Origin of the sequence: Palaeococcus pacificus DY20341 (assembly GCF_000725425.1) — an archaeon.
Taxonomy (GTDB): Archaea; Methanobacteriota_B; Thermococci; order Thermococcales; family Thermococcaceae; genus Palaeococcus; species Palaeococcus pacificus.
Genome location: NZ_CP006019.1, coordinates 1,452,101 through 1,476,472, shown reverse-complemented (window position 1 = coordinate 1,476,472; position 24,372 = coordinate 1,452,101). Strand labels below are relative to the sequence as shown.

Here is a 24,372-nt window from a genome sequence, read left to right as displayed (position 1 = left end):
CATCATAGGAATATTTAGAAGGTGGTTCAATGACCAGGGTCATATTGTCTTCTAACGGAGCTTTTGTTGTGTCCGATGTAAAAGGAGACATGAACGGCGAATATCACGGATTTTATGCCTTTGACACAAGGTTTGTAAGCGATATCTCACTCGAGGTAGAGCACTATGAAAAGCAGCTCCTCGGACATGTTGAGCTTGCATCGCACGCCTCAATTTCTCACATGCTCCTAAAAAGTGGAAAGAGTTCAATTTTACTAGTTAGAAAAAGAGAACTTGCTGAAAACTGGACATACAGGGAAGTGCTGACTTTTTACAACCTTTCGCACGAGCCTAAGGAGATCTTAATAAACTACCTATTCAAAATCTCATTTGACGACATTTTTGAGGTCAGGAGATATCCGGGGATTACGAGGGAGATTAAGTTTGAAGAGCAAAAAGACGGAAGGAAATACTACTATTCTGGCATTGATGGGGTTAAAAGGGAGCTGATAGCGAAGAGCACAAAGCTGGTTCCAAACGAAAGCGGATTCATGGGAAGAATTACATTAGATCCCCTAAGGAGTGAGGAGGTAGAGGTAATTTTCTATCCAAAAGTTTATCAGGAGAGCCTTCAGGCCCTGCTGAAAGAAAAGCTCCATTTTAAGCTTGATGAGATAGTGAAAACCAGCAGCAGTAAGATAAACGAAGTGTTTAGAATTGCCCTCAAAGATTTAAGTGCTCTCACTGTCTCAACCGCTCATGGAGTAACAATATTTGCTGGCGTTCCCTTCTTCGTAAGCCTCTTTGGAAGGGATAGCATAATAACATCCCTCTTCCTCTTACCTTACTTCCCTGAATATGCAGAAGGGACGCTTAGAATCCTCTCAAGGCTTCAAGGAAAAGCTTTTGACTCAATGAGGGGTGAGGAGCCCGGGAAAATCCTCCACGAATTTAGGTTTAGCGAGCTCTCGCAGGGAGGAAGGTTGCCATTCAACCTATATTACGGCACAATAGATGCAACTCCCCTCTACTTAATCCTAGCAGGGGAGTACCTAAAATGGACGGGGGACTATGAGACAATAAGAGAGCTCAAGGAAAGTCTAAACAAAGCCGTTGAATGGCTGCTCGCAAAGATTGAAGAGGGCGATGGGTACGTTAGGTACTCAAGCCTTTCTCTCAAAGGCCTTAGAAATCAAGGGTGGAAGGATTCCACTGAGGGCATTCCTGATGAGGATGGAAAACCAACCCAGCACCCGGTAGCATTGGTTGAAGTTCAAGGCTATGCATACAAGGCACTACTCGATATGGCAGAACTCTCAGACGTCTTAGATGTTAATGAAAAGCTGTTGAAGAGTGAGGCTTCAAAGCTTAAGAGACGGTTTAACAGAGACTTTTGGATGAAAAAGGAAAAATTCTACGCAATAGCCCTAAGTGGAGAGAATAAGCCCTCAAAGGTAATCTCTTCAAACCCGGGTCATCTGCTTTTCACAGGCATAGCTGAGCATGAGAAGGAAATTGCACAAAGGCTGTTTGAAAGAGATATGTTTTCGGGATGGGGAATTAGAACCCTAAGTTCTAAAGAAAAAGCCTACAACCCATTCAGCTACCACAACGGCAGTGTTTGGCCCCACGACAACGCCATAATAGCCCTTGGATTATCAAAAGTTGGGGAAAGAGAAAAAGCTGCACTTCTTGGAAGCACGTTCTTGAAAGCCGGGACATTGCTTCCTAACTTCCAAATGCCCGAGCTCTTTAGCGGTGTTGAAAGCGAAGTGCCATTGATAGTCCCAAGGGCCAACGTTCCTCAAGCTTGGAGTGCTGCAAGTCTTTTTGCTTTCTTAACTGCGATGTTGGGTGCTGGGGTTGAAAATGGAGATCTTAGGATAAGCCCAACACTACCAAAGGAGCTGGGTAAGGTCGAAGTTGTTATGAAGTTCCACGGCGAAAAAGTGGTGATTGGACATGATTGAGGAGATAATAAAGGTTCAAGATGGGAAAGCTATTGCTCCCCCTATAAAAAAGCTCCCATTTCCTATTTTGTCACCATCAAGGGAGGGATTTGATTCAAAGAACGTATACAACGCTGCAGTGATAAAAGAGCGGGATGCTATTGTAATGCTCTACAGGGCGGAGAGCAAAGATGATGATATAACGGGAAGGATTGGGTTAGCCTTGAGCAAAGACGGCGTGGAGTTCTTGAGACATCCAGAGCCAATAATTGAGCCTGAGTATGAGTACGAAAAGAAGGGCGTCGAAGACCCGAGGGTTGTTAAAGTTGGGGACACATACTACATGACATACACCGGCTATGACGGGAAAACCGCAAAGCTCTGTTTAGCAACGTCAAAAAACCTGGTAACCTGGAAAAAGCACGGGCCAATTTTTGATGAGTTTCCCCAAACCAACGACTGGACAAAAAGCGGAGCAATCCTTCCATTAAAGATGAAAAAAAGCGAGTTCAAAGGGAAGTACATAATGTATTTCGGAGACTCAAATATTTGGCTGGCCCACTCAAAGGACTTAATCCACTGGGAATACGTGGAAGAGCCTGTTTTGAGACCAAGGAAGGGGAACTTCGACAGCATTCTTGTTGAACCCGGGCCACCGACAATAATGACTGACTTTGGGATAGTGCTTATCTACAACAGCGCAGGGATGGATGAAGGAGTTAGAAAATACAAAGTGGGCATTGCCGTTTTTGACAAGGAAAATCCAACTAAGCTAATAGCCAGGACCCAAGAACCGATCTTAGAACCCACTTATGAGTGGGAAATCAACGGATGGGTTGACAATGTTGTTTTTGTAGAAGGGCTAGTTGAGCACGAGGGAAGAATTTACCTCTACTATGGAGGTGCAGACAGATACATTGGCTTAGCTTACTGGGAATAGGCTCAGAGGGTGTTCACGTCATCATTACGCATCAAGTCAGTTTGCTTGCTAATCGTCATCGCCTGATACTACTCAAGCACTTTCTTTTTTAAAGTTATTTATTACACTAGGAGCGTTGTCCTGTTTTCTTTCTGTATCTTTCAGAGTTCCCTTTTCTCTAGTACTCTTTCAGAACGACAGAAAGTAAGCTGAAAATATGTATCACGGGACTATTCTGAAATTCAAGAGCATATTTAGGAGAATGCAGGGTAGGAGGGTAACTTAGGGGACATGGATGATGACAGAACACTATCAGAACCTGTGCCCCAGATGAAAAGCCTTTTATGAGATGAAATTCAACAAAATTTGAAAACTTTTGATGGTGGTCGAAATGATTCACGCATCTAAAAGAGCCATGGGTATTGAGTATGCCATCAGAGATGTTGTCCTTCCCGCAAGGGAGCTCGAAAAGAAGGGAATAAAGCTGATCAAGCTCAACATAGGCGACCCGGTTAAATTTGACTTCGATGCCCCAGAGCACATGAAAAAGGCCTACTGTGAAGCTATTATGGAAGGCCACAACTATTACGGCGATAGTGAAGGTGATAAGGAGCTTAGAGAAGCTATAGCCGAGCGTGAAAGGAAGAAAAACGGCATAGACATAACTGCCGACGATGTCCAAGTTACCGCTGCCGTTACTGAGGCGCTCCAGTTCCTCTTTGGGGCTCTCATCGATGGCGGTGAAGAAATCCTCATCCCCGGCCCAAGCTATCCCCCATATGTTGGCTTAGTCAAGTTCTATGGAGGCGTTCCTAAGGCGTATAGGACAATTGAGGAAGAAGGCTGGCAGCCTGATGTCGACGACATGAGAAAGAAGATTACCGAAAAGACGAGGGCAATAGCAATTATAAACCCAAACAACCCCACTGGTGCACTCTATGAGAAGAAGACGCTCAAGGAAATAATAGATTTGGCCGGCGAATATGAGTTGCCCGTAATAAGCGACGAGATTTATGACTTAATGACCTACGAAGGAAAGCACGTTTCTCCAAGCTCACTCACAAAGGATGTGCCCGTTATCGGAATGAACGGCCTTTCAAAGATCTACTTTGCAACGGGCTGGCGTTTGGGATACATGTACTTCGTCGACCCGGAGAACAAGCTCGCTGAAGTGAGGGAGGCAATTGGAAAGCTCGCGAGAATAAGGCTATGTCCAAACACTCCAGCTCAAAAAGCGGCCATAGCTGGCCTTAGAGGTTCAATGGACTATCTCGAAGAATATATGGCTAAGCTCAAAGAAAGGAGGGACTACATTTACAAACGTCTCAATGAGATGCCGGGCATAAGCACCCAAAAGCCGGAGGGAGCGTTCTATATCTTCCCGAAGATTGAGGAGGGACCATGGAAGAGCGACAAGGAATTTGTCCTCGATGTGCTCCACAACGCCCATGTCTTGTTTGTCCACGGCTCCGGCTTCGGCGAGGGTGGCGAAGGCCACTTCAGGTCAATATTCCTAGCACCTGTCGAAGTCCTCGAGAAGGCTATGGACAACCTCGAAAAGTTCATGAAGGAGAGGCTCAAGTGAGCCTCATCTTTTTAAAAATTTTATGCTTTTCTCCAAATCTTCAATCCGCTTCATCTCCAAGCCCCATGTAGCATTCTTCGGGAGGAGCTTAAGGATTTTTTCCCACTGGATATTCCCTTCGCCAAGGGGTGAGTGTGAATCGCTTTTCCCATCATTATCGTGGAGGTGGACGTGGATTATCCTATCTCCTAAGGTGTCGATAAAATGCTTGAACTCTCTGTTGACTGTGTTCAAGTGCCCAACGTCAAAGGTAACGTATAGGTCAGTCCCATCGAGAAATTCGGACATTCTCTCAACCGTTTGTCCGTCCAAAATAGGAAACGTTGGCATATTCTCCAAAGCGACCTTAACATCGAGCCTTTGTGCAATTTTATCTATCTCCTCGAGAGAGCGCTTGTGGACTTTCTCATATGCCTTAGGAAACCTCCCGCTCAATGGAGAGCGGTGGCCAGGGTGTAGGACCACGAGGAGTGATCCCATGTTCTGGGCGATTTTGAGGGTTTCGAATATTATCTCCAAGCTTGTCCGCCTTATGCGCTCGTTAAGCGAGGCTATGTTTACATCGCTGAAAGGAGCGTGGATAATGCTCTTCAATTTATAGCTCTCGAGTGATTCGAGGTGGAGTCGGTAATTATGCTCGTCTAAAACGTGGTAGCCTTCGTTAACGATTTCAACAAAGTCAAGCCCATCAACTTTGGTGAGCTTGTGCAAGGCTACGCCTAAACTTTTATCCGCTAGGCATGAGGTTGATGCTCCAAGCATTCAAATCCCTCCTACAATTGCTTTGGCTATTAAGATAGCGTATATTGTTCCAAATATATCGCTGTTATTCGCTATGAGTGGAATAGCTACATTATCGGGGTTTATGTTCTTTCTGAAAAGGAAGTATGAGATGGTATAGGAGTAGAGCATTATAAAGAGCGCCATAAACGGATACGTTAATGCCAATATCGTTATCGGAGCTGTTTGAACGTTTAGAGTAAGCTTAGCGACCAAGAGGCCTAGGTAGTTAATTAGAATGCCGATTATAGGGGTTGTCATGAAGAGCGCGACTATATCCAAGAAGGGTTCCACACTAAAATAGCGCTCAATTTCACCCAAGTGGAGCTTAGTCGATGTCTTTGCCGCGATAACTGAACCGTAGTTACCAAAGCTACTGAGCAGGGCAGGGTAAGCAAAACTAAGGATTATAGAGGCTTGGATTACCTCACTATAATGCTCTAAGAGAGAGCCAGATATTATAGATAGGAGAGCCAAAAATGTTATGGTCATGAAGAGCTCCTTCAGACCTAGGATTTCTCTTTTTCTAACACGGCTGAAGTGGATGAGCCCTACAAAGACTGAGAGTAGAAGAATGTTTGTTCCCCAAAACTCAAATTTAGCCTTTTCTAGGAGGAGGATAAATGCTATTAAAGATGGGATTGTTAGTAAATCACCGACTGATGCCACCAGGGGCGCGGCAACGCTGTCCGGGTCGCTTCCGCGTCTAAATGTGAATATCGTTATAAAAGCCGTAAAATAGCCCAAGATGAGAGAGACGGCTATGGTGGAGCTTATAATAATGAGTAGAATCTCGAATGTATTCTTCCTAATTCCTTGTATGACGCCTACGGTCCAGAGCATTAGTATAGGTATTAGGGAAAGCATTAAGCCTAACACGACGTTCTTGAGGACTTTTTTATCCTTTAAGCTTGGCTCTAAATCACCCAAGTAGAGCATTGTGGAGAATCTGGATGCCATAGAGCCAAAAACGTTGCCTCTCAACCCCATCATTCCCGGCAGAATTATGAGCAAACCCGGATAAGATGAGCGTATCTTAGCAAAGTACTTACCGAGAAAAGTACCGCCAAATAGACCAATCACTAAGGACACTATCAACGAGACTAATGTGGTGGTATAGGCCTCTCTGACCTTCGCTTTCAGCTCCAAAAGAACCTCCATTGCTCTCACTCTCCATCAACGCCACCACCGTGCTTTTTACTAACTTAAATTTTGCTGTGGAGTATATAAGTTTTCCCATCGAAAACTAAATAAGCTCCCGTGAACCCCTTTTTAATTGGTGGGAGCAAGGTGGAAGAGTGGGACGAATACGAGTATAAACCAAAAAACGTCAAGGAGATTTTTATCGAGATGAAAAACACCGCTGAGCTTATGGTGGATTTGGCTTACTCTTCCGTGCTTTTTGGAGAAGAAGAGATAGCGGAGGAGGTTTTAGAGCTTGAGGAGTATTTGGATTTGCTCAACTATCATTTAATGGTTCACGCAGTTTTAGCAGCTAGAAGTCCAAAAGAAGCGGAGCAAATCACCTCAATACTCCAAATGGCTCATTCAATAGACGACATATCTAATGCTGCTGCAGATTTGGCCAAAATGGTTTTGGATGGCCTGGAGCTTCATCCTGTAATAAAAGAAGCGATTCTGGGAAGTGAGGAAATTATTGGAAAGGTCATAGTCTCCCCGGATTCTATCCTAGTTGGTAAAACTCTAGAGGAGCTTGACTTAGCGAGCAGTACAGGGGTTTGGATTATAGCTATAAGGCGCGGAAAAAGGTGGATTTTTGCCCCAGAAGGGGATGTAAAGATATTTGCCCATGACGTCTTGATTGGGAGAGGAACCCAGACATCAATGGACTATCTGAAAGAAATTGCGAGAGGAATAATAAAGGTGGTTAGCAATGAATGAGCTCGAAGAGATTAAAAACTGCCTTGTTGAGATGAAAGATTTGTCATCCCTTATGGTTGATTTGGCCTTCTCCTCTGTCATGTACAACAGCGAGGACATAGCTGAGGAGGTTTACCTCTTAGAGGAGCGCATGGATGAGCTTACCTTAAAAGTTAAAAAGCTCGCTCTAAAGGCTGCCAAGAAAGAGGAGAAGCCAACAAAACTCTTAAGCATAATTGATATGGCTATGATAAACGAGCAGATTTCTGATGCTGCTTACAAAATCTCGGACCTAGTTTTGAGGGATGTCGAGCCTCACCCAATAATAAGGCGCATAATGGAAGACACGGAAGAGGAGCTTGGACGCGTTGAGGTTAAAAAAGGCTCCGTTTTAATAGGGAAAACTTTGAAGCAGCTCAAGCTTCCAAGTAAAATTGGAGTAAGAATTCTCGCCATAAAGAGGGGCACGAGGTACATCTACAACCCCACAAAGGATGATAGGATAGAAGAAGGGGATACATTGATAGCCGTTGGTTCTGACTTAGACAAGCTCAAAGAGCTCGCTGAAGAATAATTTTTTCTTTATTTATAAAGAAAAAATAAAAGGTTCACTCTTCTTCAATGTTGGCAAGCCCACATATCAGGAACAGGGGCAGGTCTGCGAAGTTCACTTTTCCTTCAATAATCTTCTCGCGAAGTATCTTCCTCAGCATTTTGTATCACCCTCGGTGGGAGAATGCATTGGCTTTAAAAATGTTCCTGGAGAAAAGAAGAGAGTGATGTACAAAAGTGTTCATTTCCCTTTCTTTTTTATGTCGTCTTCACTAACTAAGCCTCTAAAGTATGGGCAGAGCTCACTGAGAGGACACTCTTTACACTTAGGTCCTATTGGTCGGCATATCATTTTTCCATGGTCAACCATTGCATGGTTTACGTAAATCCACAAGTCCTTTGGAATAAGTTCAGTTAAATATTCCTCTACCTTCTCAGGTGAAACTCTCGGCGGTGCTAAGCCTAAGCGTTTGCTTATCCTGTTTACATGCGTATCCACGGGAATAGCTTGCTTTCCAAAGCCATACGCTAGGACAATGTTAGCACACTTTCTCCCAATGCCCGGTAACTTGACGAGCTCTTCTAAGCTGTCAGGAACTCTCCCTTCGTACTTTTCGAGAAGGATCTTTGAAGCTTCAACAATCCATCTCCCCTTGCTCTGCCACAGACCCACTCCGTTCTCTTTCAAGAGCTTTTGGATGTCTTCTACCTTCGCACTTGCGAGGGCTTTCATATCGGGATAAACTCTAAAGAGTGCGTCACTTGCTTTATCTGTTGTTTCATCTTTAGTTCTCTGGGAGATTATGCATCTAATCAACGTAAAATAAGGCTCGCCCTGTAGAATCTCACCTCTCGTCCTCCTTGGATACATTTCCATAAGCTTCTTGACGATTTTAATCGCCCTTTCTTTCTTCTTATCCCAGTTTTCCTCAAAGGTGAACCTCTCAAGGGAGAGCAATGAGTGTGAGCTTTTTGCCACCATTGTGGATCACCACAATAGAGTTTTTGATCGCCATAACATCTTTAAGTTCTTCGAACTTTTGATTATAAATTTTGTGTCCTTTGTGGTTTAAAATTAGAACCTCATCGTCAAAGACCACAGCAAAGCTTTTATCAAGAGCGATGAGCTCTCTAACTGGCTTTTCAAATTCGAGAGTTACACTCGATATCTCTTCCCCTGTGAGTTCAATTCTTAGGCTCTTATCTGCTTTTAAGACCTTGGGCTCGGCATAGACCACTCTAAACCTAAGGGGCTTACCAAGGAGCTCAACTTCGATTTCTTGGCCTTCCTTTATTTCTCTCCCCAATAACTTAGCCTTTAAAATATCAACAAACTCTGAAGGGAGCTCAGCATCGAAGAGAGGCTTTAAAATGAGCTTCATCTCTCGCACCTCGAAATACTTCCGCCTCCAGAATTATAACCTTTTCCACCGTAAAGTTTATAACGGTAAATATATCTAACGATATATCGGGTGATAATATGGAGAGACCTAAAATTAAAGGACATCTAAAGCTCCTCATCTTGAGTCTTCTTGAAGAAGAGCCCATTCACGGCTATGCAATAATGCAGAAGCTCAGCGAGAGATTTGGAATCCCCCATCCAAGTGCTGGTGCTATTTATCCTATCCTTGCAAGTCTCAAGAGGAGCGGACTCATAGAGGTTGCCGGGGAAGGCAAGAGGGAGAAAAAAACATACAGGATAACAAAGAAAGGACTTGAATATCTCGAGCTCCACGAAGACGAACTCCATGAAGCTATAATGAGAGCAGAGGTCTTCAAAGAGTTCGCCGAACTTGGGGGGAGGGAAGTTGGTAGGGCATTACATATGGTTTTGGAGAGCTTGCCTGAGCTTAACGGTGAGCAAAAAGAAGAGTTGAGCAGAGTCATGAAGGAATTTGCAAAGAAAGTTAAACTTATCCTGCTGGGAGGTGAGCTCAGTGAGCGCGATTGAAGCTGAAAACCTCGGCAAAAAGTTCGGCGACTTTGAAGCCGTTAAAGGGGTGAGCTTTAAAGTTAAGAAGGGTGAAATCTTCGCCTTTTTGGGACCAAACGGCGCTGGAAAGACCACAACAATCCACATGCTCGTTACGCTCTTAAAACCAACCTCTGGAAGAGCTATAGTTGCCGGACATGATGTTCTAAAAGAGCCAGATAAGGTCAGGAAAAAGATTGGAATCGTTTTTCAAGATCCAAGCTTGGATAGAGAGCTAACCGCTTACGAGAACATGTACATTCATGGAAAGATTTACGGGCTGAGTGGAATCGAGCTGGAGAAGAGGATTATGGAGATGCTCAGGTTCGTCGAGCTTGAAGACTTCAAAGATAAGCAGGTGAAGTTCTTCAGCGGTGGAATGCAGCGCAGGCTTGAGATTGCAAGGGCCTTGCTCCATGAACCTGAAATTCTCTTCTTGGACGAGCCGACGATAGGGTTAGACCCTCAAACAAGAGCCCACATTTGGGAGTACATAAAGAGGATGAAAGAGGAGCACAACATGACAATCTTCCTCACAACCCACTACATGGATGAAGCAGAGCAGTTGGCTGATAGGATAGCAATTATTGACCATGGAAAAATCATAGCAGAGGGAACTGCAGAAGAACTCAAGAAACTCGTTGGAAATGACGTTATTTACGTTAGGATAGCAAACGGAAAGGAGAGTACACAATGCCTGAATGCAGAGTTCATTAGAGGGTGTAAGGTTCTCCCTGATGGGAGGGTTAGACTTGAGGTCATAAATGCTGCCGAGGCTCTGCCAGAGCTCTTTGAGCTAGCTCAACAAAGTGGCATTAAGATTCTTGAGGTTACGTACCACAGACCAACACTCAATGATGTTTTCCTGTACTTAACGGGTAGAGAGCTTAGAGAAGAGGAGGGAGGAAGTCTCGACATGATGAGAACAATGGTTAGAAGGAGGTTTGCAAGATGAAAGCCTTCACAACAATGGCTTATCGTCAGATTAAGAGATTCTTCAGAGCGAGATCAAGAGTAATAGGAATGTTTGTAAATCCGTTAATGTGGCTCATATTCTTTGGGTTGGGATGGAGCAAAGTCTTCAACTTCCCAACAGCAAGTGCGCTCTTTGGAGGAGTTGATTATCTCTCATTCCTCGCACCGGGTATAACGGCAATGACAATCTTCAACGCAAGCTTCATAGCAGGAATAAGCGTTATCTGGGACAAGCAGTTTGGATTTCTCAAGGAGATTCTAGTTGCTCCAGCATCAAGAAAGGAAGCTATAACCGGCAGAATAGTCGGAGACTCAATAATGGCAGTCCTTCAGGGATTAATAATCCTTTTATTGACATTCACCATAGCGAGCAGCCTCAAGTTTTCCGGTGTGTTGCCAATGATACTCATAGGTCTCCTGCTCGCAATAGCGTTCTCAAGCTTCGGCGTCAGCTTGGCATTGAGGATGACCAGCATGGAAGGATTCCAAATGATAATGAGCTTTCTAATGCTCCCCCTCATGTTCCTAAGCGGAGCGTTTTATCCAGTTGAGACAATGCCAACATGGATGCAGTACTTAGCTTACATAAACCCCTTAACTTATGCCGTGGATGCAGCAAGGCACATATTGGTTAATGTCCCAGCGACATCTACAACAGCTTCAATAGCAGGCATACCAACGGTCTCATTAACAAGGTTCTCATTAACAACAGACATTGGAGTTCTAAGCTTATTAGCTTTAGTCTTCCTCATAATAGCCATGATTTCATTTGAAAAAGCAACAATTGAGTGAATCCTTTAATTTTTTATCTCTAGGGCTGTGATGCGTTAGCCTTTTATCCTCCTCCCCCCACTTTTTTCGGTGGTCTTATGAAGCTCGTAGATTTAAGCATGAGCCTCTCGAAAGAGACCCCCACATATCCGGGCGACCCAAAAGTTGAGATAAAGCCCTGGGCGAGCATTGGGAAGGATGGTTACTACATGAATGCCCTTTCTTTTGGAGAGCACAGCGGAACACATGTCGATGCTCCAGCGCACTTCATCAAAAGTGGGGCGACGATAGAGGAAGTTCCTTTGGAGAGGTTCATGGGAAACGCTCTCGTGATTGATGTGTCCAACCTTCCTCCAAAAGCGGAAATTACGAGGGGAGTTCTTTTGGATAAGCTTGGGGGAAGAGAGGTTAAAGACAAAATAGTACTGATTTACACAGGCTACAGCAAAAAAGCGAAGAGTGAGGAGTGGCGGGGGCTGAGCAGAGATGGAGCTGAACTTTTGGTCGAGCTTAGCATTAAGGCCGTTGGAATAGATGCGCCAAGCATAGACCACGACTTTGAAGCTCACAAGGCCCTCTTAGCAAATAAAGTGCTGATTTTTGAGAACTTGATAAACTTGGAGAAGCTCATCGGAAAGGAGTTCACTTTCATAGCTTTTCCGCTCAAAATTAAGAACGGCTCCGGAAGCCCGGTGAGGGCGGTGGCGATTTTGGAGGACTAAATTCCGCCCCTTTCTCTAACCTTTCTCCTCACGTTTGAGTCTCTATCTGCTATCATTTTAAGAGCTTCCTCAAAGCTCATCCAATCAGGAACTTCCTCGTTTAAGTAAATGCCAGTCCTTCCTATTGAATCTCTGCGCGTGAGGATTTTAACGCGCTCCTCCACAAGCTCAATGCTCACCCCAAGGAGCTTTGCAACTTCGCTCTCTCTTCCAACGACTTCCTGTTCTATGTGTCCCTTTTCTGTTGGCACTATGAGAATGAGCTTTTTATTCACCCCGGGCAGTCTTTCCTTCGTCTTCACGCCCCATATATCGAGCATCCCGCCCCACTTGTAAAATTCAATCTCTCTGTCGCTTGGGTTGATTAAGGGGAAAGTAACCGTTGTTTCTTCGTCAATCTCAATGTGGCCCTTTATAAGGTGCCACGGCGTTGCCATAACTATTCTTCTCCTCAATACAAGCCCCTCCAAAGCGAGTTCAACCAAAAAGCTCGGCACTTTGTAGGGAATGATAATGTCTATATCGCTGTCTTTTCTAACGTCTCCACGGGCGACGCTTCCGTAAACGTGAGGGTCAAAGTCCTTAAGGCGTTCCATAATCTTTAGGGCCTTCTCCCGTTTCTCCCACAGAATAGCCCACATCTTAGGGGAATACACCACCTCACGCTCGTCCCAGACTTTAACAACCTTTTCGCGGGGCATGAACTCACCTTAATGCTTTCCGTGCTTCTCGTACCAGCCCCACTCCTTTTTGGAGCCGAAGCTTCTTACGCCCTTTTTAACGAGCTGAATTCTGAGCTCTTTGGCCATTTTGTGGGTTATCTCGCCCCTCTCCTCCAACCAGTTTATAATCTCTAAAGCTTCATCATCCGTCTCGCATCTTCTTAAGAAGTCAATTACTGTGGGGCTGTAACCGGAAAAATCCTCCAGCTCTCCAACTTCGGCCTCATCTTCGCGGTAGCTCTCAATCCTAATTCCTTCTCCTCCAAGCTCTCTCGCCAGTGCAGGGTATTCCTTCTCAAACACCTCTTTATCATACTCCTGCCAGGGGAACTCATCGACAGGCCTTCTCTCTTTCCTTTCGTCCTTATCATCCATAAATATGCACCTCATCATAGGCGTTTGCATGCGGGTTTATAAAATGTAGCATTCCGAAAGAATTAAAGCCTCAACACAGAGCTTAATTTATGAAAGGCTCTTACTTTCTCGTGATTTGGCTGGAGAGGGATAAGTTAGTGCAGACTAAGAAAAAAAGCTTCAAACTTAACAGGGGTTATTATGTCTATGTTGGCTCCGCTATGAACTCACTCGAAAAGCGCGTCGCTCGACATTTCCGCAAAGATAAAAAGCTCCACTGGCACGTTGACTTTCTCCTAAAAGAAGCTGAGCTCTTAGAGGCCTACCTAATCCCAAGTGAAGAGCGCTTGGAAGAGAAGCTTTCAAGAGATGTGGCCAAGTTTGGCGATGAGATAGAGGGTTTTGGGGCGAGCGACTTGAAGGGGGTGCATACAAACTTATACTACTTTGGCGAAGCTAATCCAGAGAAAAAATTGGAGAACCTTTTGAGTAATCTCGGCTTGAGGTGGAAAAGGGTTAAAAGTGAGGGAGATATTATGGAAACTTAGAAGTAAATGGAAGAATTGAGGTGTGTCTTATGAAAATCGGAAAAGTTGAGTCTTACATTCATGAAAAGATTGAGAAGGAAAAATTACACTTCGTCCTTCTTGATCCAGATGATGTCTCACCTGAATTAGCATCAAAGCTGGCTAAAATGAGTGAAGAACTTGGTGTTGATGCTATAATGATCGGAGGCTCTACGGGAGCTGAAGGAGAAGTTCTCGACAATGTCGTTAAGGCAATAAAGGAGAGCTCCAATTTGCCCACAATACTCTTCCCGGGCTCTCACGGGGGGTTAAGCAAATACGCTGACGCGCTCTTCTTTATGAGTTTGCTCAACTCCACAAACCCATTCTTCATTACGGGAGCTCAAGCCCTCGGGGCGTTTAGGGTTAAGCTCTATGGGCTGGAGCCAATCCCAATGGCCTACCTCATAGTTGAGCCCGGGGAAACCGTTGGCTGGGTTGGAGATGCTAAGCCAATTCCAAGGCACAAGCCAAAGATTGCAGCGGCTTACGCTTTGGCCGGCCAGTACTTGGGAATGCGCCTCGTTTACCTCGAAGCGGGAAGCGGAGCGCCAAGCCATGTGCCCAACGAGATGGTTAAAATAGTGAAGAGCGTTCTCGATGTTCCTTTAATAGTCGGCGGCGGCATTAGGAGCTACGAGGATGCAAAAGAAGTAGCAATGGCCGGCGCCGATATAATTGTGACGGGCACGGCCATAGAAAAGGCTGGCTCATTGGAAGAGGCCGAGAAGCGTTTGAGGAGCATAATCAAAGGTGTGAAGGAAGTTAAGCCTTAGCTCAAATTTTTAAACTTCTTTTGTCAAATTTATAGTGGTGGTTCTATGAAGGCGTTTATATCCGTTGATTTAGAAGGTATGCCCTTTGTGGTCAGCAGAGAGCACCTATTTGTTAAAGGTGCCCTCTACAACGAGGCCCGCAAAATAGCCACGAAAATAACCCTCGCCGTCGTAGAGGAGCTCTATGAAAACGGCTTTGATGAAATTCTCATTGCAGACAGCCACGGCCCAATGGTTAACCTCCTCGTGGACGAGCTTCCCCCTTATGTGGAGCTCATTAGGGGATTCCCAAGGCCCGTTAGCATGGTTGCTGGGGTTGAAGAGGCGGATGCAGTACTTTTCTTGGGCTACCACTCAAAAGCGGGCACTCCAAGCTCTACATTTGACCACACTTACAGCGGGGCAACTGTTGATTCCTTAAAAATAAACAGCGTTCCAGTGAGTGAATTCCTGCTAAACTCTTATGTTGCAGGCCACTACAACGTTCCCGTGATTCTAGTTGCTGGAGATGCCAAGCTAATTGAGGATGATGTTAAAAAGTTCGCTCCTTGGGTAGAGGGCATTCCTCTCAAAAGGGCATTTTCGAGATATTCTGCGAGGAGCCCGAGCTTAGCGAAGCTTGAAAATGAGCTTAAAGATGGAGTTAAGCGCGCTGTTGAGAAGCTTAAGGCTGGAGAAGCCAGACCTTTAAAGACGAGCAGCCCGGTAAAAGTCGAGCTCAGGTTCCTTGGAAGTGAAATGGCAGAAACAGCTGAGCTTTTGCCATCCGTGAAAAGAATCGATGGAAAAACGGTGGAGTTTGAAGCAAGAGATGTAGTGGAAGCGTACAAAGTCTTTGAGCTGCTGGTTCTAGCGTCTGCAGGAGTAAGGGCGGTAGTGATGCGCTGAGCCTTGGTGTGCCTCTCTCCTCTATTTTCTTGTGACGAGCCATTCAGCATTAAATTTTTATCGTGTACTTCCTGTTTGCTTTTTCAAAGCCCCTGAAGCATCCGAGTTTGAGCTTTATTAGAGCTTTTTCTACGTCCAAAACTTTCATCGAGGCTAAGTGCGTAACCCCTGTTCCTCTAATGAGCTCTGGATGCACTTGGGCGCTCGGCCCCGTCAAAGCTATTAGCTCTGCATTTTTAGAGCGCTCCAGAATCATCTCAAGCGTGCCGTTAGCTAAGGAGGAACCACTCACTATTACAGCGTCCATTTGGGGGAGAAGGACGTACTCGAGAGAATCGCTGAAGGTCTCTCTATCACTTATCTTTGGATTGCGCTCAAAGACGTAAACCTCAAACTCTTGCTCCTTCAAAGCTTTAACTATTGGGGGCATGTTTCCTATTACTGCTACTCGCTCTATCCCCCCGTTTAAAAGCTCAAGCACGTCTTTTTCCTCAGCGCCGCTTAAGTCAATATAGTACTGTGAAACCGCGTTTATCGCTGCTAATGCTAAGGTTCTCTCAATTATGTTTAAGCTATCGGCCTTTTCTATGAATGCCTCGACGCTTATCTCTTCGATAGAGTTTCTGAAGAGCTGAATTTCCTCTGGGAGAGTCATCATAACTCCCAAAGCTTTCCCGCGCTCACCTTCAATGACCACGTAAGTGTATGGGAGGCCAAAGGAGAAGTCTAAAACACGGAAATCCTCGTGTATCATCTTTAATGCCTTTCTTTTGATGTCTTTGAACAGCATAAGCATCCCCTTGCTAAGTAGCTGTGAGAATTCTTAAGCCTTATCATAATATAAAAAGCAAGAGGTTCAGGGGTTAAACGTTCTCATAAACGCGGCCATCTTAACAGCATCCACAGTCTCCCTAACATCGTGAGTCCTTATTATGTGTGCGCCGTTCCAAACGGCTATTGCAGTTGCCGCTAAGCTTCCTGCAAGCCTTTCCATTGGGTCTTTTCTTCCGGTGATTGCCCCAATGAACGACTTCCTTGAGACGCCCACTAAAATCGGCAGTCCAAAGACCTTTAAGAGGTTCAGGTTTGCCAGAACTTTGGAGTCCCACTCATACCAGGGCGGCCAGTTCGGCCTTAAAAAGCCTATCGCTGGGTCTATGGCGATTTTCTCTTTCTCAATGCCGTGTTTGTATGCAATCTGGAGGCTTTCTTCGAGGGCTTTTATAACTTCATGGACAGGGTCTTTGAAGTCTCCAACTTTCTTATGGGCGCAGACTATTACGGGAACGTCGTACTCCTTAGCTACTTTAGCCATGTTCTCATCGCCTTTTAGGCCACTCACGTCGTTTATTATGTCTGCCCCAGCTTTTAACGCTTCTTCCGCTACCCTCGCGCTCGTGGTGTCGATACTTATTGGCACATCAACGTGCTCCCTGATTGTTTTAATCGCCCAAACTGCCCTCCTAACTTCCTCTTCAACTGGAATTTGAGTCTCCAAGTATGGTGCCGTTGATTTTGCACCAACATCTATGAAGGATGCCCCATCTTCAACCATCTTTAGAACTGTTTGGATGAGCTCTTCTTCACTTTGCTTAACGCTTCCTTTAAAGAAGCTCTCTGGTGAAACATTTATCACTCCCATGACTTTTGGCTTGCTTAGGTCAACACCTGCAAAGCGCATAAGCATCACCACTGTGCTATAGTGCAAAAACGTTGATAAGTTTTTTGAGTTGCCTTTTAGCTCAAGAAACGCTTTTAAATTCCTGGATCAATTTATTTCTATGAGAAGAGCACATGCACTACTCGAAGCACTGTTGGTGACATTTTTATGGTCCACTTCATACGTTCTGATTAAAATAGGGCTCAAAGAAGTTAACCCCCTATCATTTGCCGCGTATAGATACCTTTTAGGCTCCGCGATTTTAGTGCTCTTCGTCCTTCTGAAGTATAAGGAAGTAAGAATTACATCAAAGCAAATATTGTGGGTCATCCTTCTTGGTTTCACAGGCTACACCGTAGCCCAAGGTCTGCAATTCGTGGGGCTTTCCTATCTGCCCGCTATCACTGTAACTTTTCTCCTCAACTTAACTCCCCTATTTGTTGTATTTTTAAGCGTAGTCTTTCTTAGAGAGGTTCCTTCTCCTGTCCAGCTGTTGGGAATAGTTGCCGTTCTGACTGGAGTTGGAGTGTTCTTTAGTGAGAGCACTTTAGTATTTGACGAAGTCATCGGCATCGTTGTAACTCTCGTCTCGGGGGTTGGGTGGGCGAGCTATATGGTCATCATGCGCTATTATCTAAAACGAAGCGAGGAAAACGTCATAGCACTGACTTCTTGGTCCATGGTGTTTGGAGCCGCAATACTCTTCGGAGTAGCGGGCTTGAGTGGTAATCTTGTCTTGCCCTCTCTTAAAGCGTGGAGCATAATAGTGTTTTTGGCTATTATAAACACTGCATTAGCCTTTGTTCTCTGGAACCACGCTCTAAAGGTTCTCAAAGCTTATGAGCAGTCAATACTCCAAAACACAATGCTGATACAAATAACATTGTTGGCCTATACTTTCCTAGGCGAGAGGTTAACTTTCCACAAGGTTGTGGGACTAGGTATTGTCTTTTGCGGAGTTCTCTTAGTGCAGTTATACCCGAACATCAAAAAAGAGAATTGCTAAAGTGGAGAAAGAGACAATTAAAACTCCAAATCAAACTCTTCAAGCGGTTCTTCAACTTTAGTGAGCTCGCTGTAGAACATGAATCCACCAATAGCTTGGAGTGCAATTGAAAGTGCTTGGAATGGGGCACTTAAAAGTTGCAGAACTAGTTGGGGCGCGAATCCTGAGCTTCCAAGGAATGCAATTCCTCCAAATGATGCCGGAATAATGGAAATCAAGACGATAGCTAAAGCCAACAGCAGTCCAAAGCCAATTGAGGATAGTTTTTTCTTCCAGGCTAATCCAATGACACTAAATGCTGAGCTTATATCTTCTCCAACAACGTAAGCTGGGACAGCCGTTGATATTATCGTAAATATGTAGCCTAGAACAGGGATTGAGAGCACTACTATCACGAGAGCGCCTAAGCCAATCAATGCAGGAGTTCCCAAAACTCCAGCCCCTATGAGGATTATTCCTGGAGAGAGGAATACAAGAGCTAGCAAGGCTCCGAAGAGGTTCATCACGATTCTGATCAAAACGACTGCAGGCATCTTTTTAGTCCCTTCAGTTAAAAGCGCACTTAATGTAAACTCACTCCCGTTCACCACTAAGAAAGCTCCTTTTGCGAGGGCATATAATGCTATGCTCATTAGAACGAGCTCTATTAGTGCACTTATAGATGCTTTTCTTATAAGATCCATCATTCCTTCCATATCCATAGTCATTCCATGCTCCTCTATTATGACGCTTCCTTCCTTCTCAAAAGTCTGCAATTCTTGAGGCATCATTAATGGAACATCCTTGAGTATGTAAGCATTTATAGGTGCTATCAAGAAGGCAAATATTAGAGGTATTACCAAAATTTTAGGATTCTTTGCAATAAAATCTATTGTCTTTCCGAAAGCATCTATCGCACCCATCAACACCACCACAATTAGTAAAATATCTAAGTTTAAAAGCTTTTTTGGAAGTCCCTGTTCAAGTAGGATTTATAAAGACAAAAAAGGCTTAACTAAAAATTGGCGGGTGAGAAAAATGAAGGCCGTTTATAGAGAAATGTGCCCCAACTGCGAAGGGAGAATAAGTGATGAGCGCTTAGTTATTAAACACCCCTGCGAGAACTGTTTGGATGAGAAACTCAAAACTGATACTTATTTTCAGCTGTTAATGGGAATTCGAGAGGGATTAAAATTAAAAGGAACTCTGAAAGAGTGGGAGAGACTTTATCAAGTGGAAAGCGAGCTTAGAAACGTTGAAGAGCTTTTTAAAAAAGCCACGGGTTATAACTTCTGGAGCGCTCAAAAGGCGTGGGTGAGGCGTTTAATAAAAGGAAAGAGCTTTTCTATCATAGCTCCTACTGGAATGGGAAAGAGTGTTTTTGGATCGTTCATGGCGGTTTACTATGCATCAAAAGGCAAAAAGAGCTATATCGTCCTCCCTACTACTCCTCTCGTAAAGCAAACAATAAAAAAAGTGCAGGCTTTTGCTAAAAACGCTGGAATTGATGTGGACTTAGCTTACTATCACAGTGAACTTAAGAAAAAGGAAAAGGAATCCATGAAAGAGAAGATTGAAAAAGGGGAGTTTGATATACTCATAACTTCTGCCCAGTTTTTGGCGAGAAAATTCGAGATGCTCCAAAGTAAGAAGTTCGACTTTATTTTCGTTGATGATGTTGATGCTTTTCTAAAGGCTTCTAAGAACATAGACCGCTCCCTCTATCTCTTAGGATTTACGGAAGAAGCTATAAACAAGGCTTGGGAGCTCATAAGGCTTAGGAGGCAAATAGGAAAGCTCCTTGGAGGACGGCAAAGTGAAGAAAAGCAAGAGGAGCTTAAGAGGATCAATGAAGAGATTGCAAAGCGCGAAAAAGAAATAGGGGAGTTCATTAAGAAGACAGGCATAGGATCAATCATCATAGCTTCTGCCACTGGTAGGGGAAGGGGAGACAGGATTAAGCTCTATAGAGAACTTTTAGGCTTTGAAGTTGGGAGTGGTAGAAGTGTGCTGAGAAACGTTGAAGACGTTTATTTATTACCCTCAAAGAGTGTTGAAGAACACCTAGAGGAGCTTTTGCCAAAGCTAGGAAATGGTGGTCTTATATTTGTTCCCATTGACCAGGGCATAGCTTTTGCTGAAGAGCTTACTTTAAAGCTCAAAGAGAAAGGCTTTAACGTTGAGCTAATCTCAGCGAGAAATAAAAAAGGTCTGGAAAAGTTTGAGCAGGGAGAAGTGGATATACTCGTAGGAATGGCTAGTTATTATGGTTCGATAGTTAGAGGACTTGATCTGCCGCACATCATAAGGTATGCTATTTTCACCGGCCTTCCAAAGTTTAAGTTCAGCATGGATTTGGAGCAGCCTACAATATACCGCGTCCTCGGTTTAATGAGTGAGATATTTGAATTTTTAGATGATGAGGATAGGCGTGAGGGAGAGAAGATCCATGCGAGGCTTAGGCGCCTAATTCAAACAGTGCCCCAATATGAGATACTCAAGATAGAAGAAGCTCTGGCAGAGGGTCTGCCCTTAGAAGGATACCCCAATCATGTTTTGGATGTCTTTAAGCAAGCGGTGGAGTTTTTGAGAAAAGTTCTCAAAAAGGAGGACGTTATTAGAAGGATCGAAGAAGACCCATTTATTAGTTTGAAAAAAGAAGGAGAGAAGCTCTACATTGAAATCCCTGATGTTAAAACATACCTCCAAGCAAGCGGAAGAACTTCACGTCTGTTTGCGGGAGGAATAACAAAGGGTTTGGCTTTAACGATTGTGGACAATGTGAAAGTTTTCAACGGAATGAAACGCCAGCTGAGGTGGCGCTTCCCCGAGTTTGAGTGGAAGGCTTTAGAACAGGTGAACTTGGACGAAATACTTGAGAAAATCGACCAAGATAGGGAGAAAGTTAAAGGTGTTATTGAAGGTAGGTTTGCACAAGAAACGCCGGATTTAGTTAAATCTGCATTAATGATTGTAGAATCACCAAACAAAGCACGTACGATAGCGAACTTCTTCGGACAGCCGAGCAAGAGAAGAATTGGTGACTTAGTGGCTTATGAGATAAGCATAGGAGATAGAATGCTCACGATTTTAGCAAGTGGAGGGCACATGTTTGACTTAACGACGATTGAAGGGTATCATGGAGTTGAAGTGAAAGAATGTAATGGAAAATTATTCTTCATTCCAATTTATGACACAATCAAGCGCTGCAGAGACTGTGGGCACCAGTTCGTTGATTGGGAGGAAAGGGGAGTTTGCCCAAGATGCGGCTCTAAAAATGTTAGAGACGCACTGACAAACGTTAAAGCAATGCGTGAGATAGCCCAAGAGGTCGACGAGGTCTTGATAGGTACAGACCCGGATGTGGAAGGAGAAAAAATAGCGTGGGATATTAGAAACGTCCTCTCTCCTTACACGCCAAACATCAAGAGGATAGAGTTCCACGAAGTTACGAGGCCGGCCATTTTAAAGGCCATAGAGAACGCGAGGGATGTGAACGAGTTTAGGGTAAATGCCCAGCTTGTTAGGCGCATAGAGGATAGATGGATAGGCTTTGAGCTCAGCAAGAAGCTCCAAGAGGTCTTTGAGAACCACAACCTCTCCGCAGGTAGGGTTCAAACTCCAGTTTTGGGATGGATAATTCAGAGGTACAAGGAGTTCAATGAGAGTAAAACGGACTTTGTGGCATTAATATTGGAGAACGACCTAAATGTTCTCTTAGAAGGCGTTAAGGAGGGCGTTGAGGAAGTAGTTGTTGAAGAAGTAGAACTTGAGGAGAGGGAAGTCAACCCCTATCCACCATACACTACTGATACTATGCTCCAAGATGCTTCACGCTTTCTAAAGTTTTCGGCACCTCAAACGATGAAATTGGCACAAGACCTCTTCGAATTGGGTTTAATCACTTATATGAGAACAGATTCAACCCATGTGAGCAGTGCTGGGATTGGCATAGCAAAGGAGTATATAAGCGAGGAAATTGGAGAGGACTACTTTAAACCGCGTTCTTGGGGTGAAGAGGGAACCCATGAGTGTATTAGACCCACAAGACCGATAGATACTGGGCGTTTAATTCAGCTTGTAAAAGATGGCATCATAATGCTCGCGAAGCCGCTCACGAGAAATCACTTCAGGCTGTACGATTTGATATTTAGGCGCTTCATGGCAAGCCAAATGAAGCCTGCGAAAGTTCTCTATGAAAAAGCTGTTATAGATGCTGTCATTGGAAAGTCAAATGTTGAAGGCTACGTTGAGGTTATCCACGACGGCTGGAGCAAAATAAAGCCTCTTCCAATGTGGAAGATTCCAAAGCTTGAAAAAGGAGAAAAACTCAAAGTGAAAGAGGTCAAAAAGTGGAGATCTCCTAAAGTCCAGCTCTATACTCAAGGAGACATCATAGCAATGATGAAAGAGCGCAAGATTGGAAGGCCCTCAACATACGCCAAGATAGTGCAGACCCTGCTGTCGAGGTACTACGTTATCGAAACAAAGGGTAAAAAGAGGCTTGTCCCAACGGAGCAGGGAATTAAGGTGTACCACTATCTCCTAAGCAAGTATCGGGAGTTGGTCAACGAAGAAAAAACGAGAGAGCTTGAGGCAGTGATGGACAGGATTGAACATGGAGAGGTAAACTACCAAGAGGCATTAAGTGAAATGTACAATGAACTCAGACGTTACGTTTTGTGATAAAAGATACAGGCAAAAGTGCATTTATTGAAGTTCTTTTTATCCTTTGTTTTATAATAGTAATTTATGTTTTCACTAGGGGAGTTTGAGATAACGCACCATAAAGCTTAAATTGCATAATAGTAATACTATTGCATGACAGTGCACATAGCCTCAAACTTGGTTTAGTTATGTAAAACTCCGGGTGTTGAATAACTTCAGCAACTACCAGAGGTGTAGAAACTTTTATATATTACTTTGCCTGAAATATTGACAGAAATTTGGTGGTGGTAAAAATGGCAAAAGATAGAATGGTAGAACTTTTACAAGAACATTTTGAACTAAACTTATACGAAGCCAGAGCATACGTTGCATTGGTGGCCTTTGGTGTTTTGACCCCTGCTGAGCTAGCAAGCGTTTCTGAGGTTCCAGCTCCAAGAACATACGACGTTCTAAGGAGTTTGGAAAAGAAAGGCTTCGCCATAAGCCAGCCCGGAAAGGTCAACAAATACAGGCCAGTTCACCCAACAAACATTCTCGAGAAGTTTATCGAAGAGTGGCAAGAACGCATTAAAGATGAGCTTGAGGCTAAGAGAAAGGCCAAAGAAGAGCTTATTGAGCTCATGACACCACTCATTGAGACAGAGATTCCAAAGTATGGCGTTGAGAGGGTTTGGGTAGTTAGGGGCATTAGAAACTCAACCCTAAAGACCAAGGAAATGCTTGAGGCTGTTGAAAAAGAAATCCTGTTGGCTGATGATGGATTTATAGCAATCAACTTGGAGAACGATCTTGTTAAGGCCGTCGAAAATGGGGTTAGCCTGAAGATAGTCGTTACAAATGCCGTTCTACAGAGGTTACAAACAAGCAAGTTGATGGCACTCTATAGAGAAGGCAAAATTGAGCTCAAGGCCGTTGATAAGATGGAACTCCCAATGCTCATCTGCGACGAAGAAGTGTTCTTTGCCCTCGAGGACTTAGCAGCTAGATACTTCAACTATGAGACCCAAATTTGGATTAAGGACCACAGGGTTGTTAAGCTGTTCAAGGGCAAATTCAACGAATACTGGGAGAAGGCTAAGAAAGCGTGATCTTTTTTCTCTTTTATTAAAATTAAAAACACAAAATGAAACTAATAAAACTCTTTTTTGAGTTTTTTCTCTTCTTCACTAACCTCTTTAATCTTCCAATAGATTTTGCCTTCCTTCTCAAAGCTCTCGACCTTACCCTGCTCAGATAATCTCATCAGCAGTTTTTTGGTCTCGGCCAAATTTAAGTTGCTCTCTTTTGCAATTTCCTCTACTGTGAGCTCATTCTTTTCATTTAAGGCTTCCAAAATTTTCAAATGCTTCATCCCTACCCCTCCAATTTTTTATAATGTTCGAGAATCCTAATTAACTTTTCTATAATATCGAGGTATCTTTCTAGCTCTTCTAAGTCCTCCGGAAGATTGTTTACTAAATATCTAATCTTTTTCATTAAAATATCCTCTATACCCTTCATTTCCTGCCTTTTCTTTTGCTCCCTATACTCACAGAGAGGACAAAAAACTCGACCATCTTTCTCAAACATTGGAGCACCGCATTTAGGACAGTGCTTATCAAGCATCTTAGCTCCTGAGAGGAGTAGTGGGGTTATTACTTTTCTAATCTCCTCATTGGTGAGTGCCAT

Annotated in this window: 26 protein-coding genes; 15 read left to right on the top strand and 11 right to left on the bottom strand. The window is 44.0% G+C overall.

The window, feature by feature from the left end; all coding sequences use genetic code 11:
• Positions 1-29 precede the first annotated feature (29 nt).
• The 3 genes from PAP_RS08020 to PAP_RS08010 all read left to right on the top strand — a co-directional run bounded on the left by PAP_RS08020 (position 30) and on the right by PAP_RS08010 (position 4,432).
• Positions 30-1,949 (top strand): amylo-alpha-1,6-glucosidase, encoded by a 1,920-nt coding sequence (locus PAP_RS08020; protein WP_048165521.1) that lies wholly within the window; start codon positions 30-32, stop codon positions 1,947-1,949.
• Entirely contained in the window at positions 1,942-2,868 is a 927-nt protein-coding gene (locus PAP_RS08015) for a glycoside hydrolase family 130 protein (RefSeq protein WP_052649123.1), read from the top strand. The genes PAP_RS08020 and PAP_RS08015 overlap by 8 nt, the downstream gene beginning before the upstream one ends.
• Before the next feature lie 370 nt (positions 2,869-3,238).
• Positions 3,239-4,432, top strand: coding sequence for a pyridoxal phosphate-dependent aminotransferase (locus PAP_RS08010; protein WP_048165520.1), 1,194 nt, complete (start codon positions 3,239-3,241; stop codon positions 4,430-4,432).
• A gap of 3 nt (positions 4,433-4,435) precedes the next feature.
• On the opposite strand, the gene PAP_RS08005 is transcribed toward PAP_RS08010, so the two are convergent.
• Entirely contained in the window at positions 4,436-5,194 is a 759-nt protein-coding gene (locus PAP_RS08005; RefSeq protein WP_048165519.1) for a sugar phosphate isomerase/epimerase family protein, read from the bottom strand.
• Complete coding sequence (locus PAP_RS08000) at positions 5,195-6,373, bottom strand: magnesium transporter (RefSeq protein ID WP_048165518.1); 1,179 nt, start codon at positions 6,371-6,373, stop codon at positions 5,195-5,197.
• A gap of 129 nt (positions 6,374-6,502) precedes the next feature.
• On the opposite strand from PAP_RS08000, the gene PAP_RS07995 reads away from it, so the two are divergent.
• Together PAP_RS07995 and PAP_RS07990 are read left to right on the top strand one after the other, a co-directional pair.
• Complete coding sequence (locus tag PAP_RS07995) at positions 6,503-7,114, top strand: potassium channel family protein (RefSeq protein WP_048165517.1); 612 nt, start codon at positions 6,503-6,505, stop codon at positions 7,112-7,114.
• Positions 7,107-7,667 carry a potassium channel family protein gene (locus PAP_RS07990; protein ID WP_048165516.1) on the top strand — a complete coding sequence of 187 codons (561 nt, stop codon included), beginning with the start codon at positions 7,107-7,109 and terminating at the stop codon, positions 7,665-7,667. The genes PAP_RS07995 and PAP_RS07990 overlap by 8 nt, the downstream gene beginning before the upstream one ends.
• Before the next feature lie 219 nt (positions 7,668-7,886).
• Here the strand turns inward: PAP_RS07990 and PAP_RS07985 are convergent, their stop codons facing one another.
• On the bottom strand, positions 7,887-8,627 hold the full coding sequence (locus PAP_RS07985) for an endonuclease III domain-containing protein (protein WP_048165515.1): 741 nt from the start codon (positions 8,625-8,627) through the stop codon (positions 7,887-7,889).
• Positions 8,590-9,027: a DUF6849 domain-containing protein gene (locus tag PAP_RS07980; RefSeq protein ID WP_048165514.1), complete on the bottom strand. Its 438-nt coding sequence runs from the start codon at positions 9,025-9,027 to the stop codon at positions 8,590-8,592. The genes PAP_RS07985 and PAP_RS07980 overlap by 38 nt, the downstream gene beginning before the upstream one ends.
• 98 nt (positions 9,028-9,125) lie before the next feature.
• On the opposite strand from PAP_RS07980, the gene PAP_RS07975 reads away from it, so the two are divergent.
• The 4 genes from PAP_RS07975 to PAP_RS07960 all read left to right on the top strand — a co-directional run bounded on the left by PAP_RS07975 (position 9,126) and on the right by PAP_RS07960 (position 12,085).
• Positions 9,126-9,596 (top strand): PadR family transcriptional regulator, encoded by a 471-nt coding sequence (locus PAP_RS07975; protein ID WP_048165513.1) that lies wholly within the window; start codon positions 9,126-9,128, stop codon positions 9,594-9,596.
• Entirely contained in the window at positions 9,583-10,572 is a 990-nt protein-coding gene (locus PAP_RS07970) for an ATP-binding cassette domain-containing protein (RefSeq protein WP_048165512.1), read from the top strand. The genes PAP_RS07975 and PAP_RS07970 overlap by 14 nt, the downstream gene beginning before the upstream one ends.
• Entirely contained in the window at positions 10,569-11,384 is an 816-nt protein-coding gene (locus PAP_RS07965; protein WP_048165511.1) for an ABC transporter permease, read from the top strand. Before PAP_RS07970 ends, PAP_RS07965 begins: the two co-directional genes overlap by 4 nt.
• Before the next feature lie 77 nt (positions 11,385-11,461).
• Positions 11,462-12,085 carry a cyclase family protein gene (locus PAP_RS07960; protein WP_048165510.1) on the top strand — a complete coding sequence of 208 codons (624 nt, stop codon included), beginning with the start codon at positions 11,462-11,464 and terminating at the stop codon, positions 12,083-12,085.
• Here PAP_RS07960 and PAP_RS07955 read toward each other — a convergent pair.
• A complete protein-coding gene (locus tag PAP_RS07955) occupies positions 12,082-12,786 on the bottom strand; it encodes a nucleotidyltransferase domain-containing protein (protein WP_048165509.1) in 705 nt (234 codons plus the stop codon). The two genes, PAP_RS07960 and PAP_RS07955, sit on opposite strands and share 4 nt — an antisense overlap.
• A 9-nt stretch (positions 12,787-12,795) precedes the next feature.
• The gene (locus tag PAP_RS07950) at positions 12,796-13,182 is read right to left on the bottom strand and encodes a DUF2095 family protein (protein ID WP_048165508.1); all 387 of its coding nucleotides are present in this window, start codon (positions 13,180-13,182) and stop codon (positions 12,796-12,798) included.
• 89 nt (positions 13,183-13,271) lie between these two features.
• Between PAP_RS07950 and PAP_RS07945 the strand changes: the two genes are divergently transcribed.
• The 3 genes from PAP_RS07945 to PAP_RS07935 are packed head-to-tail and all read left to right on the top strand — an operon-like array spanning position 13,272 to position 15,391.
• On the top strand, positions 13,272-13,709 hold the full coding sequence (locus PAP_RS07945; protein ID WP_048165507.1) for a GIY-YIG nuclease family protein: 438 nt from the start codon (positions 13,272-13,274) through the stop codon (positions 13,707-13,709).
• Positions 13,710-13,738: 29 nt separating this feature from the next.
• Positions 13,739-14,503 carry a geranylgeranylglyceryl/heptaprenylglyceryl phosphate synthase gene (locus tag PAP_RS07940; RefSeq protein ID WP_048165506.1) on the top strand — a complete coding sequence of 255 codons (765 nt, stop codon included), beginning with the start codon at positions 13,739-13,741 and terminating at the stop codon, positions 14,501-14,503.
• Positions 14,504-14,548: 45 nt separating this feature from the next.
• Positions 14,549-15,391 (top strand): M55 family metallopeptidase, encoded by an 843-nt coding sequence (locus PAP_RS07935; RefSeq protein ID WP_048165505.1) that lies wholly within the window; start codon positions 14,549-14,551, stop codon positions 15,389-15,391.
• Between the two features lie 49 nt (positions 15,392-15,440).
• On the opposite strand, the gene PAP_RS07930 is transcribed toward PAP_RS07935, so the two are convergent.
• Positions 15,441-16,181, bottom strand: coding sequence for a Rossmann-like domain-containing protein (locus tag PAP_RS07930; RefSeq protein WP_048165504.1), 741 nt, complete (start codon positions 16,179-16,181; stop codon positions 15,441-15,443).
• A 66-nt stretch (positions 16,182-16,247) separates the two neighbouring features.
• Positions 16,248-17,072, bottom strand: a complete 825-nt coding sequence (gene folP, locus PAP_RS07925; protein ID WP_048165503.1) for a dihydropteroate synthase — start codon at positions 17,070-17,072, stop codon at positions 16,248-16,250.
• A gap of 100 nt (positions 17,073-17,172) precedes the next feature.
• Between folP and PAP_RS07920 the strand changes: the two genes are divergently transcribed.
• A complete protein-coding gene (locus PAP_RS07920) occupies positions 17,173-18,057 on the top strand; it encodes a DMT family transporter (RefSeq protein WP_144368012.1) in 885 nt (294 codons plus the stop codon).
• A gap of 17 nt (positions 18,058-18,074) precedes the next feature.
• On the opposite strand, the gene PAP_RS07915 is transcribed toward PAP_RS07920, so the two are convergent.
• Entirely contained in the window at positions 18,075-18,968 is an 894-nt protein-coding gene (locus PAP_RS07915; RefSeq protein ID WP_144368011.1) for a hypothetical protein, read from the bottom strand.
• A gap of 106 nt (positions 18,969-19,074) precedes the next feature.
• Here PAP_RS07915 and rgy point away from each other — a divergent pair, with 106 nt between their 5' ends.
• Both rgy and trmBL2 read left to right on the top strand, forming a co-directional pair.
• Complete coding sequence (gene rgy / locus PAP_RS07910) at positions 19,075-22,722, top strand: reverse gyrase (protein WP_048165500.1); 3,648 nt, start codon at positions 19,075-19,077, stop codon at positions 22,720-22,722.
• A 275-nt stretch (positions 22,723-22,997) separates the two neighbouring features.
• Complete coding sequence (trmBL2, locus tag PAP_RS07905; protein WP_048165499.1) at positions 22,998-23,792, top strand: HTH-type transcriptional regulator TrmBL2; 795 nt, start codon at positions 22,998-23,000, stop codon at positions 23,790-23,792.
• A gap of 41 nt (positions 23,793-23,833) precedes the next feature.
• Here the strand turns inward: trmBL2 and PAP_RS07900 are convergent, their stop codons facing one another.
• Together PAP_RS07900 and PAP_RS07895 are read right to left on the bottom strand one after the other, a co-directional pair.
• Positions 23,834-24,055, bottom strand: a complete 222-nt coding sequence (locus PAP_RS07900) for a helix-turn-helix domain-containing protein (protein ID WP_048165498.1) — start codon at positions 24,053-24,055, stop codon at positions 23,834-23,836.
• 2 nt (positions 24,056-24,057) lie between these two features.
• Positions 24,058-24,372, bottom strand: a complete 315-nt coding sequence (locus tag PAP_RS07895) for an Sjogren's syndrome/scleroderma autoantigen 1 family protein (protein WP_084177576.1) — start codon at positions 24,370-24,372, stop codon at positions 24,058-24,060.